Origin of the sequence: Lunatimonas salinarum, from assembly GCF_017811155.1 — a bacterium.
Lineage (GTDB): Bacteria > Bacteroidota > Bacteroidia > Cytophagales > Cyclobacteriaceae > Lunatimonas > Lunatimonas salinarum.
In genome coordinates this window covers 1-11890 of record NZ_JACVCV010000034.1, presented here as the reverse complement: position 1 = coordinate 11890, position 11890 = coordinate 1, and the positions used below count along the sequence as shown (strand labels likewise).

Genomic DNA, 11890 nt, shown 5'->3' with positions numbered 1-11890 from the left:
TTAGAATATTTAGCTAAAAATATAACCTGATAAATTCCAGCTTTAAGTAGATCAGAAAGGCAGCGTCCGATTTACCTAAATGTCGGCCCGATGACGATATCAGACCCGGGATATGTGTATATTTATCCCCTTGGCAGCCATGGTGCCGGGCCTAAGCTCCTACCACTTTGGGTTTAACAACTCGGTACGCTACAGTGACCCGTTGGGATTGATGGGGGATGATGCAGGAATGTGGGGTACGGGGAATACCTATGCGTCAAACAATTCCCAGAATCCGTTTGACCTTATGCCCAAATTTACCAGATCTAACCCGGGTTCGGGACATCACTGGTCGGATGGAATTGGGAATTCAAATTGGTCCATGTGGGGAGGGAGCCAAATGTACAAAGATGGGTTGGCAAGTGGAGCAATTGAATATGGAGGTAAATTTTACAATATCGATGGAGATGGAAAGCGGGGGGATCCATATGAAGAGAGAAATGGAAGGCTAGGCTATTGGGTAGATTCACCGATGGATATCCGAGACTATGTACTTATGAATAATAAGTTGTTCAAAACCACTACACCGGGTGTAATGTCAACATTTTATAGCGTTGGAGGAAATTCACTTAAAACCGTATCAATAGGCTTTAATTTTTCTCTAGGGTTTGGATTGGGTATTGAATATGGAGGAATTGAAGACGGAACAAATACTAGAGCTTTTTTCACTGTAAAATACTTACAAGGAATCGATATATCAGGTTATATCGAAGCGGGAATGATTAGATCAATTTCATCTGAAAGAATAAATGCAAACGCTTTACAAGGGCCCGGATCAAAGATTTCAATTGGAGCTTTATTATACTCCTATACTTTTGGAGGAGATGGTTTTTTAACCAATCAAAATTCGTTAAACCCACTATTATTTAGGTCTAGTTCACATTCAGTAGGTAGACGTATCAAGGACAGATGCCTCAACTTACACATGGACATTTGAACCAGTGAAAATTCTCAATATATCAAACTAAAAATGGATGGCTTATGATTGCAAAAGATATAGAGATCAAAGTAAAAGGTACGTTATTAATTTTACTAATTATAGCGATTATATCAATATTACCAAGAGAGGATCGTAAAATCCAATCAAATGAATGTAGATGGAGTAACAACATGAAATCTGAAACTTTTGACGGGATCATAATAAGAAAGTTTGATGATGCCCAAAATCACTACATGCCAACATTGTTGATAGATCAAGGACAAAGAGATGTAAAGATGGTGCTACAAAATGAAATAAGCGGTTTTTACAGTTCGGTTCAAGTGGGAGATTCAATACGAAAGAAACCCAATACCTTGTCAGTAGAGATAATTAGAAATGATTGGAACGGTATCATTATCTTGGATTATGGCTGTCTGGAGGAGTGAGATTTTTGCTATGGAATTAATTTTTCAATGTAATAGTTGTAAAAAAATCAACGATTGGACGAGGCACTATGTTAGACTTTAAATCAAACTGGTATAGAATCCTCTACACCCCCTCACAGGACTTTGTGAACCTGTGGCATTTCCAATATGCCTACGATGAGTTTGGCAGGCAAACAGGCACCAAAGCACCGGGGGCGGGATGGGTATACACCATCTACGACAAATGGGACCGTCCGGTCCTGACCCAGGACGGGGAACAACGCGCAAAAGCTACACCGGAATGGTCCTATGTCAAATACGATATCCACAACAGGCCCGTAATCACAGGAACCATAGCCAACGGGACGGCATTGGCCACGCTCAGGACGCAGGTGGCCGCTTCTACGGCATCCAGGTTTGAAACAAGGAATAACTCGGCCTTGGGGTATACCATTGGCTCCTCCTACCCTACCACCGCGGTGGATGCGGGCATCCTTTCGATCACCTACTATGACGATTACACCTTCATGAACCATAACAGCTGGGCCTCCGGTACGGGAAACTCCAATGGCCTGTATGCCTTTGCCGCCGAGTCGGGGTATTTTACCCTTCAGCAGCAGAATATGGCCGTGAAAGGCCTCGCCACGGGATCCAAATCACGGAGGCAGGGCAACAGTACCGAGTGGATCAACAGCGTGACCTATTATGATACCTATTACCAGCCCATATAGACCATCTCTACCAATCAGCTGACGGGTACCGTAAAGACATCTACCCAATATGCTTTCTCGGGCGAAGTACAAAAGACGGTGAATACCTACACGTACGCCGGAGGCACCACACGGGTGGAAAGAAGGTTTACCTACGACCATACCGGACGGCCGCTAAAGGTTTACCACAAGATCAATGGCAACGCCGAGGTGATGCTCGGCCACTTCCAGTACAATGAGCTGGGCGAGGCTACGGACATCATCCACCACAGCCGGAACAACGGCAATACCTGGCTGTATAAGACCGGCCTGAAGTCCACGATCCAAGGGTGGACCGACGAGATCCTCTACACCTATTCAAACGGCGACCCCGTGTTCCGGCAGAAGCTGGATTACCACAAAGCCAGCGGTACAGCAAACAGCCCCAGGCTGGACGGGATCATTACCTCCAACCAATGGAAACACTACGGCACCGAACCGGAAAGGGCGTACAACTACACCTACGACACCCCAAAGCGGCTCACCGGATCCATCTACAGGCAAAAGACCGGATCCACATGGAATAGCGACGGCAACTTTAACGAGAGCCCCCGACTGGGTGTAGAATCCTCTACACCCTTCTATTGCTAAACTCCTTTGTAGTCGAAATCCCTTTTATGCCATTTGCAATGGCCTACTAAAGAACGTCTTAGTAAACAAAAGTTCGCAATTTAGAACTCGGTCTGGCTTAGTTTTGAAAAGGCATGCTAACCAAACATTCGTTAACAAATAACAGTCCTTTATTTCATTTGCGATTTCTATGCGGATAAACTATTTTTAGCAATGGGAGAGGCTTATCAGATTAGAGATCAGGAAATGCCCTATTTCTTCACGTTCCAAGTCGTGGGATGGGCAGATGTGTTTTCAAGAAAAACGTATAGGGATTTTATCTTGGAGAATCTGACTTATTGTAGAAAGGAGAAGGGGCTTTTTTTGTTTGGTTATGTTATTATGACCAATCATCTTCACTTAGTTGTTCAACAAAAAGATGGGAAATTATCAGACTGGGTACGCGATTTTAAGAAGTTTACAAGCAAGAAATTGCTCAAAATGATACTGGAAAACCCACAGGAAAGCAGAAAGGAATGGTTGAAGATGATTTTTGCTTATCATGCCAAATTAAACAAAAGAGCCGGTGAAATGCAATTTTGGACACATGAAAACCATGCGATTGAACTTTATCGAACTGAAATGATTGAAAGTAGAATGCACTATATTCATGAGAATCCGGTAAGGGCAGGAATAGTGGAAAAACCTGAAGACTATATGTGTTCGAGCGCAAGGAATTATGCTGGGTTAGAAGGTTTGATAGAGGTCGATTATTGGTAATTCCGTCCATTTCCAATTGCAAATTGGAAAATAATAGAAGGGTGTAGTTGCAAACTACACCCAGCTGGGGGAGCAGGCTTAACCTCCTTAGGTTTCCAGGCGGCATCCACTACGGTAAGTTCAATAGCTGGTAATTTGGTTAGCGGAAACCGATGGGATCGGTCTTTTAATGTAGGAATAGGCCCTCTAACAATACCGTTTAGGGATGGTAAATTTTCCCTTAACCCATTAGACCATCTTGACAACATGTACACATTATACCACCACGGAAGGGGGGTTGGAGACGTAATATCAGGAAAGGCGGATTTGTTTTTCGATAAGACAAGTATGAGTCCTGTATTTCAGGCAAAAGATGGTATTTCTGGGTATGTATCGAGAAAAGTAAGTGGAAATGTAGGTACTGCAAAAGGAGGTGCAATTTTTCTTAATTCAGATACTGAATTGGGTAAATTTGGAGGAGCTGGGAACGTAAGCTTGTTTTCCCGAGAACATCCAGACTTTTGGTCAGAAGACTGGATGAAAGCTAAAGCAAGAGCTGATTTATCTTTATTCGCAGCTCCTAGGAATGCGGCAATATTGCATGAAGGAACCCATATTATGCAGCAAAGATTAATGGGTTCGCCACTTGTAGGAAATAAAACCAATAAATTTGCTTGGAGGAGTTTTATGAAATCCCACACGTCAGCACATTATTTTATGGGACCTTTTGAGAAAGAAGCAGTTTATAGAACATATAAAATTTTATTTGGTAGATGATGAAAATCTGCATATTTGCCATTTTAATGTTAATTTCGTATCCGAGTACATGCCAGATGATAATGCGGATTCTGGAAAAGGATTTTGGAGGATATATCGATAGTTGTAGTAGCACATCTTACAATGAAAAAAGCACTCGGAATCTTGTAGGTACATTTGAGGATAATACTTGCAGAATTGAATTAGACATAAAAGAGGGTCAAAATGTTTTTAAGTTTTTCTTTAAGAAGAGATTTGCATGGGACACTTATAAATTAAAAGTTGCTGGAACGGGAAATTGGAAAACTGTCGGAGACACACTAGAATTAAGTTTTAACAGTAACAAAAGAAAAATTGCTAATAAATATTTTATTGAAATGTATTTGGATCAAATTTACTTGGTTAAAACAAAAGATTATACCAATTTTTCCGAAATGGCAAGTATTAGGAAATATGCCGATGAAGAAATGAACATGCTTTATGTCAAGGAATTGTTGAACAATCGGTTTCTCGTTAAATTAGAATAATTCTTGATTGAATTGACTGTCAATACGTTTTAACATAATGCAGCTCCACACCCTAATACAATGACTTCCGACTTTGTCCACATTTTGTGATCTCATCTCGAACTGTACCGGTGTCCGTTAAAAGTCTCGAAAGGTCTTTTCCAAGTGGATCGAGCATGAAGAAACAGCTCGATGTACTGTTTTATCGAGGGACCGGGCTGCGGGGTCAAGCTGAAGAGCCCGGATATTTCTATATTTACTTATCCAATGATGGCACGGAAGGTGGCGAAGCGTTCCCCTGACTTTGGTCAGCGCAGGTTTGACGATTTTACAATCCTTACCCTTGAAAGCTATATCGTACAGCAAACGGATTATTATCCGTATGGACTGATAGCCCGTAAATTTGTTCGGGCTGGGGAGAAGGAAACCAAGGAGCTGTTCCAAGGCAAGACCTACGATGAGCTGACGGGGTGGTATGACTTTCATGCACGTCAATACGATGCGGCATTGGGAAGGTGGTTTGGTGTAGACCCCCAAAACCAGTTTGCCAGCCCATACCTGGCCATGGGGAATAATCCGGTGATGATGGTGGATCCGGATGGGGAAATAGCATTTTTGGCCATTGCAATCGGCGCAGCCCTAGCTGGGGCAGGATATACAGCCAGTGTAGGCTTTAGTAAAGGTGGGTTTGAAAACTGGAACTGGGGGCAGTTTGGCAAATCCCTTGCTATAGGAGCAGTATCCGGCGCAGCAACCGCCGGAATAGGATCAGCTGTTGGAGGATTTGGGGGAACCGCCGGCTCTTTTGGAGGAAAGGTACTTAATGAAGTAGGAAGGGCAATGCTTCATGGACAAGCGAATTTGATGGTTGGGACCGCCTTTGGTCAAAGTCCTTCACTTTCAATGTATGCAGCAGGGGCCTTCGGTTCATTAACGGGATCGGCATTGCATAATGCTGGTCCGTTTGGTCAAATTGGGGGGTCAGCCCTGGCGGGAGGGGTTGCATCAAAAATGTCCGGAGGAGATTTTTGGAGAGGAGCAGCAGTCGGGGCGACTGTGGCTGGGTTGAACCATGCGGCGCATGCGGGAGTGGAAGGGCTGAAAGATCGCGCTTTGCTGCGTAGGATTCAGAAAAACGGTTGGATTCCGATTGATTTGAGCGAAAATCCATATAAGGGTGTAGTTGAGGGGTTTAGGGTGGCACGGTTGTACAATCGTGGCAAAGTTCCTTGGTTGAATGAACAATTTCCGGATGGGTTTAGAATACAGGATTTGTTTGATTATTCGACCATTACAGTGGGAAAAGGAGGATGGGGTGACCTGAGTGGAGAAAAGATTGGGAAAATATATATGTATAGCCATAAAGACTTCAATATTCGATTGGATTCTAGATCTTTTAATATTGGAGATGTTGATCATAGAGTTGCCCACCGACTTACACTTTATGATAATTCCAAATATTGGGCTGCACACCAGATAGGTTGGATACATTATCACAAACATTCCTATGAGATGTGGTTGAAAGCTTCCAGTTTCATAAATAGGTAAATTATGAGATTGTTGTTATTTATATTGTGTTTTTATTTAGTGTTCGGATGTAAAGGACAATCACGTTCTGATTCCCAGTTAGATTGTTTTTATACAATACTTGGAAAGGAAAAGGCTCAATCATTGAAGAACCTGATGAGAACGTTTGATTTATTCATAGGGGACAGTGTTGGCGAAGATAGTAGGTCAATCCAAAAGATTAATGATTACCTAGAGGCGTTAATTGAAGAGAGCATTGAATTCGAACAGCACCTTCAAAATCTTCAAGGAGAAAAATCAGTGACGGAAATGGAGAAGTCGGGAATGCGAATAGAAATTTATCGCTATTTTGGAGAGATTTATGAAGGGTCTTATGACATCGGGAAATTGATAAATATCGAAGGATTATATCCTATAACTGTAGATTCAACAGAGCCGAATGAGGATTTCGAAGATTTGTTTACATTTGATGAAGATGATGGCTTGGGTAAAACTGAAACGGATTCGATTATTGAAGATTTCCCGAACTTGAACTTGATGATGTCCTTCAATAAAGATGGAGCATATTTATATGCGCTTGCCAAATCAAATGGTCAGGATCCTTTTGTACGGGAATATATAATGGCCAAACTAAACGATGTAGAGAATCCTGTATTGTTTATTGAGAGTTTTTTAAACAATAAAGAGAAATTGAATGATCCGTTGGTCAGAATGGTTGTCATTATCGAAATATTTTATCCCATGGTTTTGAAAAATAAAACAAGAGACTTTTAACCGTAAGCCAGCTCAGTGCGAGTTGGAAATGCTGACACGGGAAGGCCATACTGGATTGAGATGTTCGATAATTCAGCGTGTTTGGAATTTCGTAGAATTGGTGGGGTTCACTACAATCGACATGGTTATGGCGATTGGCTGAGAGCAAGAGATTATATTTGGTATAGTAAGTAATTTGTTTTTTCTTTCAATTTTATTGGGGTTCTTAAAATGCGTTCCCCAAGGAGGCGATTATAACGGGTCCAAGAAACTGCTCATTGGAAGCTGGGCCTCGTGTCATGAAGATGGTTTATATGTAGAATTACATTTTGCAGAGGTAAATGATTATGCTTATCATTTAGACGGAGATGTATTGGATTACAATGTGGGAAAATACATTGTTTGTTCAGGTAAAATCCATGTTTCAATACAGGAAGACGATCTAGACTGTGAGCAGGAAAGCGTGGACCAAATGGATATCGTTTTCAAGTCCGAGGATGAGTTTGAAAGTGTGGAGAAGGGGAAAAAGTACACCTTTAGAAGACTCTCCGACAAACCGATTATGAACTACAGGTTGGGTACTAAAACTCTTGAACAGGAAGGGTATATGGATGGATTTAGATACAGAAAAGATACGTTTAATTGCCCTAACATCGTTATCGAATAAATCTGATAATATATCCCTATCAGAGATGGGTAAGAATTCCGGATAGGACTTTCTTTGTCCCTTAAGGGTGCAACATCGATGCCCCGGAGCGCTCCGGGGCTTTTTGTTTTTAGTGGGTGTATGTTTTTTTTGTCCTGTAGTCCCTGATGACTGTCCATGTAATGGTAGATGCGCTGTTTTTCCTCTGCGGGCAGGCTTTCCAGTTCGTCCAGCCGCCCAACCATCTCCATGTCATAGGCCGCATTCACGCCCTCGCCCAGGAGATAGTCGACAGAGACGCCGAAGGAGGCCTTGACCAGCTTGACGATGGCCTCTATGGAGGGCGAGTTGTCGCCGCGCTCGTACTTTCCTATCATTACCTGGGACGATCCAGCATGTCCGGCGAGAAGGGTAAACATTTGTTCGTTCAATATTGCAAAGCGGCTGACCGGATCCACCTGGAATAGCGACGGCAACTTTAACGAGAGCCATATAAGCTACAGTGCCAACGGGAATATTACCGCACTGAGAAGAAACCGCGACAATGGCGGTACGGTCGTACAGATGGACCAGCTGACCTACACCTACACCGGCAACCAGCTGACGGCCGTGGCCGATGCAGCCCCGGCGGCACACAAAGCGGGCGGATTCAACGACGGGAATACCGGCACGGATTACAGCTACAACGACAACGGCTACCTGAAAGAGGATAAAAACAAGGGGATTACGGAAATCACCTATACCAGGCAGGACCTGCCTGCCCAGATCAACTTTGGCACTAACAATATCAAGTACACCTACAGTGCGGGAGGCGGTCTGATGACGGTTACCTATACCGGCACGAACGGATTCCCCAACCGTACCCATCAGTATGTCGGCGAACTGGTATTCGAAGGTACGACCTTGAAGGAAATCCGCCACGAGTACGGTAGGGTACTGGCGGATGCGGGAAACCGCTACCAATATTACCTTACCGACCATCTAGGCAATACCCGGGTGGTCCTGCAGGAAGACCCCGCCCACTTCACCGTATCGGCCACCTTTGAGCCGGACAACCTGGAGACAGAATCCATGCAGTTTATGGACTATGGGGAAGCACCCCATATCGCCTCCTCGCTTTTTGACCATACCGGCACATCGGAAACTGGCTATGCCTTGCGTCTTACCAATGGGGAGACCGGGCCATCGAGATCCGTGGCGGTACTTCCGGGCGATACCGTACGTATGGAAGTATTTGCGAAATACCTGGATCTTGGGAACAAAAAAACCGATCCCGCACTAATGGCCATTGCAATGGCTCTTGCCGGAGGCAGTTCAGGCGGTATGGGAATAGACGGAGGCATCATCCCCCAGGCTCAACGGGTGGCAACAGAAAATAGCAGCCTTGCGGACCTACTGACCGGAAAACAGCAAAACAACGAAGCCCCACCCGCCTACCTGAACTATCTCTTCTTCGATAAGGAGATGAACTACATCCCGATAGCTAACGGGAGGAGGCTATACCCAGATGACCGAGGCAGCCTACGAGGATGGGTCTAACAGGGAGCATGAACGATTATATCAGGAGGTAGTAGCGGAAGAGTCGGGATATTTCTATATTTATCTCTCCAATGATGGAACCGAAGGAGGAGAAGCCTACTTCGATGATTTCTCCATTCTTACTCTTGAAAGTTATATTGTCCAGCAGACGGATCACTATCCTTACGGACTTATAGCCCGTAATTTTGTTCGGGCTGGAGAGAAGGAAACGAAAGAACTATTTCAGGAGGACCGAGCGTTAAGAAACAGTCCGGTGGACTGTTTTAGCGAGGGGCCGGGTTGCAGAGGGGGTACGATGAGCTGACGGGCTGGTATGACTTTCATGCACGTCAATACGATGCGGCATTGGGGAGATGGTTTGGGGTGGATCCGCAGAACCAGTTTGCCAGCCCATACCTGGCCATGGGGAATAATCCGGTGATGATGGTGGATCCGGATGGGGAGCTGGCCTGGTTTGTGCCGATTATTATTGGAGCAGTAGTAGGGGGAACTTCACAGGGTATTGCATCTGCTAATAACGGAGGTTCATTTTTTAATGGCTTTTGGAAAGGGGCATTGATAGGTGCAGCAGCAGGTACGGCAGCAATTGGGGTAACAGCAGGATTAGCAGGAGCGTCTTTTACAGGTATTGCATCGGGAACAGTATCGGCAGGCTTTGGGGCAACAGTAGCAGGCGGTGTTGCTGGTGGATTAACAAGTGGTGGATTAAGCACTGCATTTTATGGCGGTAGCCTGGGACAGAATCTTCTTAATGGAGCAATAGGTGGAGCTGTCGGAGGTCTGGTTCCTTCAATCGGAGGGACAGGCGTATTACCTGGAGCTGGTTTAGGAGCTTTGGGAGGAGGAGTTGCTGGTGGAATTACAGCAGAGTTAACAGGAGGAAACTTTGGTGATGGATTTAAGCAAGGAGCCTTATCCGGAGCTATTAGTGGTGGGATTTATGGTGGGATTGCCGCTAGCCAGTCTCAATTTGATAGGAGTCTTTTATTCGGAACTCTAACTAGATCAGGAAGGCACCAAGCATTCTCACATTATGCGGAGCAGTATAATTTACAAGCTAATGGAGCCAAAAATATAAAGTTTGCAGATTTGGCAGATGCCTATGGTACAACTGTACCGTTAGATCCAAACACAGGTCAACCCATTTCATTAGCAAGAGCAGCTATATCCTATCCACAAGGAGTAGATTCTGAAGTTACATTTGGGTTAGGTAGGTTAATGTCATTAAAAAAGATTAGAGCTAATGTTCTCCATGAAGGTCAACATGTTATTGATCTCAAAGCTGGTAAAGCAACCCATTTTCGAAATGCAGCTAAAACAAACATGGGCTTCATTGGAAGATTTGAAATAAGTGCTCATAGAGCTGTCTACAATTTAGGCATCCAACGAGCTTACAATCTGTCGCGAATCACATACTGGCAACAATTTCCTTAAAATAATAATGAAATACTCGCTGATTTTAACCTTGGTACTGATATTGAATCGTTGCTACTCTCAAAGTGAATCTGTGGTTGCCTACTATCTTAAAGAAAAGGACTTTAACCATATACTTCTACTAGGTTGTAATGTAGGTTACTCTTACTCTGGACCTCATTTATTTACTGATGAAGTATTTACATATGAAGTTGAAGGAGATAAAATAATTAGGAACTTTGATCCAGAATATTCTCTACGTAAAAGGGTAGATACCCTTATGATTACCAACAGATCACTAATTGACATAAATGGACTTTCTTATAAAAAAACTACTGTAAAAAAAAGGGATGAACTAATTGAAAAATATATCCAACCCTCGACAGATTCTGGTTTTTTCAAAATTTTCTTAGAAAAATTGAGACTATGTAAGGAAGATGGATAGACATAAAGCCTCTATTGTAGTCAAGGGTCCTTATCAAAGCAATCCAGCCTTTTTAAGCAGCTCGATGATCTGGTCTTTGGTCAGGTAGTCGAGCTGTCCTTTGTCGTAGATGGAAACGAGATAGACCATTTCATTAACGATCTTTACGAAGGTGATTTCCCTTGCCCCGCAGGATTTTCCTTTGCCTTTGGAAGCTATGGCCACGGGGTCAAAAAACACAGCGATAAAGCCAATAATCACCATAATGCCTATTTTGCTTCGATTGACAGTAAATATTGGAGTTCAACTACCTTTGCATTTAGAACCCACACAGCACAAGCAATGTGGCTTACCTGGACAAGGGCAGGAAACTACGGAGGGATGCCTACCAAGTGTATGGACGTAATTCACAGATATCATCCACACTTTAAAAAATGAGAGGGAACAGTTTATTAATATTGGTTGCTACGCTGCTTTTTGCGTCATATAGCAATGCCAGCGATTGTATCAGACTGTCTAAATATGAAATATACCAAGAGGCAGATGGGGTATTTTTGGCAGATGTATATGAAGTTTCGGAAACTAAATTCAAGGTCAGAGTTTTGGAAGTATACAAAGGGACATACCCTGATACTTTAACCGGAATCATTGATCAAAATGTAATTATTCCTGAAATGGGAAGTACTTGGCTATTTTATAGTATGGATTACGAGGAAGGCGTTTTCATTGCGGATGCATGCAGTGGATCCAAAAGTTTTACTTTTCCTCATGGAGCACACGATATTGCCTATCTTGTTCCGCCCCCACCTGAAATTTTAAGATCTCCCGAGCTGGTCTAGCCCCCTATTAATCGGACTTTATTTTTTTTGATATTGCATTATAATGC

Annotated in this window: 16 protein-coding genes and 1 pseudogene; 15 read left to right on the top strand and 2 right to left on the bottom strand. The window is 43.4% G+C overall.

Annotated elements, in window-relative coordinates; translation table 11 throughout:
- The first annotated feature begins 211 nt into the window (after window positions 1-211).
- From IAQ59_RS21275 to IAQ59_RS21235, 9 genes are all read left to right on the top strand, one after another.
- Window positions 212-976 (top strand): hypothetical protein, encoded by a 765-nt coding sequence (locus tag IAQ59_RS21275; protein ID WP_209332876.1) that lies wholly within the window; start codon window positions 212-214, stop codon window positions 974-976.
- Window positions 977-1020: 44 nt separating this feature from the next.
- Window positions 1021-1404 carry a hypothetical protein gene (locus IAQ59_RS21270; protein ID WP_209332875.1) on the top strand — a complete coding sequence of 128 codons (384 nt, stop codon included), beginning with the start codon at window positions 1021-1023 and terminating at the stop codon, window positions 1402-1404.
- Window positions 1405-1472: 68 nt separating this feature from the next.
- Window positions 1473-2114, top strand: a complete 642-nt coding sequence (locus IAQ59_RS21265; RefSeq protein WP_209332874.1) for a hypothetical protein — start codon at window positions 1473-1475, stop codon at window positions 2112-2114.
- Between the two features lie 78 nt (window positions 2115-2192).
- Window positions 2193-2723 (top strand): hypothetical protein, encoded by a 531-nt coding sequence (locus tag IAQ59_RS21260; protein ID WP_209332873.1) that lies wholly within the window; start codon window positions 2193-2195, stop codon window positions 2721-2723.
- A 192-nt stretch (window positions 2724-2915) separates the two neighbouring features.
- Window positions 2916-3461: an REP-associated tyrosine transposase gene (locus tag IAQ59_RS21255; protein ID WP_209332872.1), complete on the top strand. Its 546-nt coding sequence runs from the start codon at window positions 2916-2918 to the stop codon at window positions 3459-3461.
- A gap of 246 nt (window positions 3462-3707) precedes the next feature.
- Entirely contained in the window at window positions 3708-4217 is a 510-nt protein-coding gene (locus tag IAQ59_RS21250) for a hypothetical protein (protein ID WP_209332871.1), read from the top strand.
- Window positions 4214-4723: a hypothetical protein gene (locus tag IAQ59_RS21245; protein WP_209332870.1), complete on the top strand. Its 510-nt coding sequence runs from the start codon at window positions 4214-4216 to the stop codon at window positions 4721-4723. Before IAQ59_RS21250 ends, IAQ59_RS21245 begins: the two co-directional genes overlap by 4 nt.
- A 246-nt stretch (window positions 4724-4969) precedes the next feature.
- Window positions 4970-6250 (top strand): RHS repeat-associated core domain-containing protein, encoded by a 1281-nt coding sequence (locus IAQ59_RS22455; protein ID WP_245189770.1) that lies wholly within the window; start codon window positions 4970-4972, stop codon window positions 6248-6250.
- Between the two features lie 3 nt (window positions 6251-6253).
- On the top strand, window positions 6254-7003 hold the full coding sequence (locus IAQ59_RS21235) for a hypothetical protein (RefSeq protein WP_209332869.1): 750 nt from the start codon (window positions 6254-6256) through the stop codon (window positions 7001-7003).
- Between the two features lie 546 nt (window positions 7004-7549).
- Here the strand turns inward: IAQ59_RS21235 and IAQ59_RS21230 are convergent.
- Window positions 7550-8005 carry a helix-turn-helix domain-containing protein gene (locus IAQ59_RS21230; RefSeq protein ID WP_245189769.1) on the bottom strand — a complete coding sequence of 152 codons (456 nt, stop codon included), beginning with the start codon at window positions 8003-8005 and terminating at the stop codon, window positions 7550-7552.
- On the opposite strand from IAQ59_RS21230, the gene IAQ59_RS22450 reads away from it, so the two are divergent.
- The 5 genes and pseudogenes from IAQ59_RS22450 to IAQ59_RS21220 all read left to right on the top strand — a co-directional run bounded on the left by IAQ59_RS22450 (window position 7956) and on the right by IAQ59_RS21220 (window position 11025).
- Window positions 7956-9167 (top strand): hypothetical protein, encoded by a 1212-nt coding sequence (locus tag IAQ59_RS22450; RefSeq protein WP_245189768.1) that lies wholly within the window; start codon window positions 7956-7958, stop codon window positions 9165-9167. The genes IAQ59_RS21230 and IAQ59_RS22450 overlap by 50 nt on opposite strands.
- Complete coding sequence (locus IAQ59_RS22445) at window positions 9136-9471, top strand: hypothetical protein (RefSeq protein ID WP_245189767.1); 336 nt, start codon at window positions 9136-9138, stop codon at window positions 9469-9471. Before IAQ59_RS22450 ends, IAQ59_RS22445 begins: the two co-directional genes overlap by 32 nt.
- A pseudogene (locus tag IAQ59_RS22640) lies at window positions 9447-9548 on the top strand (RHS repeat-associated core domain-containing protein); the annotation flags it as partial. The gene IAQ59_RS22445 and the pseudogene IAQ59_RS22640, both read left to right, overlap by 25 nt.
- A 39-nt stretch (window positions 9549-9587) precedes the next feature.
- Entirely contained in the window at window positions 9588-10601 is a 1014-nt protein-coding gene (locus IAQ59_RS22435; protein ID WP_245189771.1) for a hypothetical protein, read from the top strand.
- 7 nt (window positions 10602-10608) lie between these two features.
- Window positions 10609-11025, top strand: a complete 417-nt coding sequence (locus IAQ59_RS21220) for a hypothetical protein (RefSeq protein ID WP_209332867.1) — start codon at window positions 10609-10611, stop codon at window positions 11023-11025.
- 33 nt (window positions 11026-11058) lie between these two features.
- On the opposite strand, the gene IAQ59_RS21215 is transcribed toward IAQ59_RS21220, so the two are convergent.
- Window positions 11059-11268, bottom strand: coding sequence for a hypothetical protein (locus IAQ59_RS21215; protein ID WP_209332866.1), 210 nt, complete (start codon window positions 11266-11268; stop codon window positions 11059-11061).
- Between the two features lie 170 nt (window positions 11269-11438).
- On the opposite strand from IAQ59_RS21215, the gene IAQ59_RS21210 reads away from it, so the two are divergent.
- Window positions 11439-11843 carry a hypothetical protein gene (locus IAQ59_RS21210; RefSeq protein WP_209332865.1) on the top strand — a complete coding sequence of 135 codons (405 nt, stop codon included), beginning with the start codon at window positions 11439-11441 and terminating at the stop codon, window positions 11841-11843.
- The last annotated feature ends 47 nt before the right edge of the window (window positions 11844-11890 follow it).

What these genes read in the sequence shown, in the direction of transcription:
- IAQ59_RS22445 (WP_245189767.1), top strand. Translation starts at nt 9,136, where the DNA reads ATGACCGAGGCAGCCTACGAGGATGGGTCTAACAGGGAGCATGAACGA.
- IAQ59_RS22435 (WP_245189771.1), top strand. Translation starts at nt 9,588, where the DNA reads ATGATGGTGGATCCGGATGGGGAGCTGGCCTGGTTTGTGCCGATTATT.
- IAQ59_RS21245 (WP_209332870.1), top strand. Translation starts at nt 4,214, where the DNA reads ATGATGAAAATCTGCATATTTGCCATTTTAATGTTAATTTCGTATCCG.
- IAQ59_RS21250 (WP_209332871.1), top strand. Translation starts at nt 3,708, where the DNA reads ATGTACACATTATACCACCACGGAAGGGGGGTTGGAGACGTAATATCA.
- IAQ59_RS21270 (WP_209332875.1), top strand. Translation starts at nt 1,021, where the DNA reads ATGATTGCAAAAGATATAGAGATCAAAGTAAAAGGTACGTTATTAATT.
- IAQ59_RS21235 (WP_209332869.1), top strand. Translation starts at nt 6,254, where the DNA reads ATGAGATTGTTGTTATTTATATTGTGTTTTTATTTAGTGTTCGGATGT.
- IAQ59_RS22455 (WP_245189770.1), top strand. Translation starts at nt 4,970, where the DNA reads ATGATGGCACGGAAGGTGGCGAAGCGTTCCCCTGACTTTGGTCAGCGC.
- IAQ59_RS21215 (WP_209332866.1), bottom strand. Translation starts at nt 11,268, where the DNA reads ATGGTGATTATTGGCTTTATCGCTGTGTTTTTTGACCCCGTGGCCATA.
- IAQ59_RS21275 (WP_209332876.1), top strand. Translation starts at nt 212, where the DNA reads ATGGGGGATGATGCAGGAATGTGGGGTACGGGGAATACCTATGCGTCA.
- IAQ59_RS21210 (WP_209332865.1), top strand. Translation starts at nt 11,439, where the DNA reads ATGAGAGGGAACAGTTTATTAATATTGGTTGCTACGCTGCTTTTTGCG.
- IAQ59_RS21230 (WP_245189769.1), bottom strand. Translation starts at nt 8,005, where the DNA reads ATGATAGGAAAGTACGAGCGCGGCGACAACTCGCCCTCCATAGAGGCC.
- IAQ59_RS21265 (WP_209332874.1), top strand. Translation starts at nt 1,473, where the DNA reads ATGTTAGACTTTAAATCAAACTGGTATAGAATCCTCTACACCCCCTCA.
- IAQ59_RS21220 (WP_209332867.1), top strand. Translation starts at nt 10,609, where the DNA reads ATGAAATACTCGCTGATTTTAACCTTGGTACTGATATTGAATCGTTGC.
- IAQ59_RS22450 (WP_245189768.1), top strand. Translation starts at nt 7,956, where the DNA reads ATGGCCTCTATGGAGGGCGAGTTGTCGCCGCGCTCGTACTTTCCTATC.
- IAQ59_RS21255 (WP_209332872.1), top strand. Translation starts at nt 2,916, where the DNA reads ATGGGAGAGGCTTATCAGATTAGAGATCAGGAAATGCCCTATTTCTTC.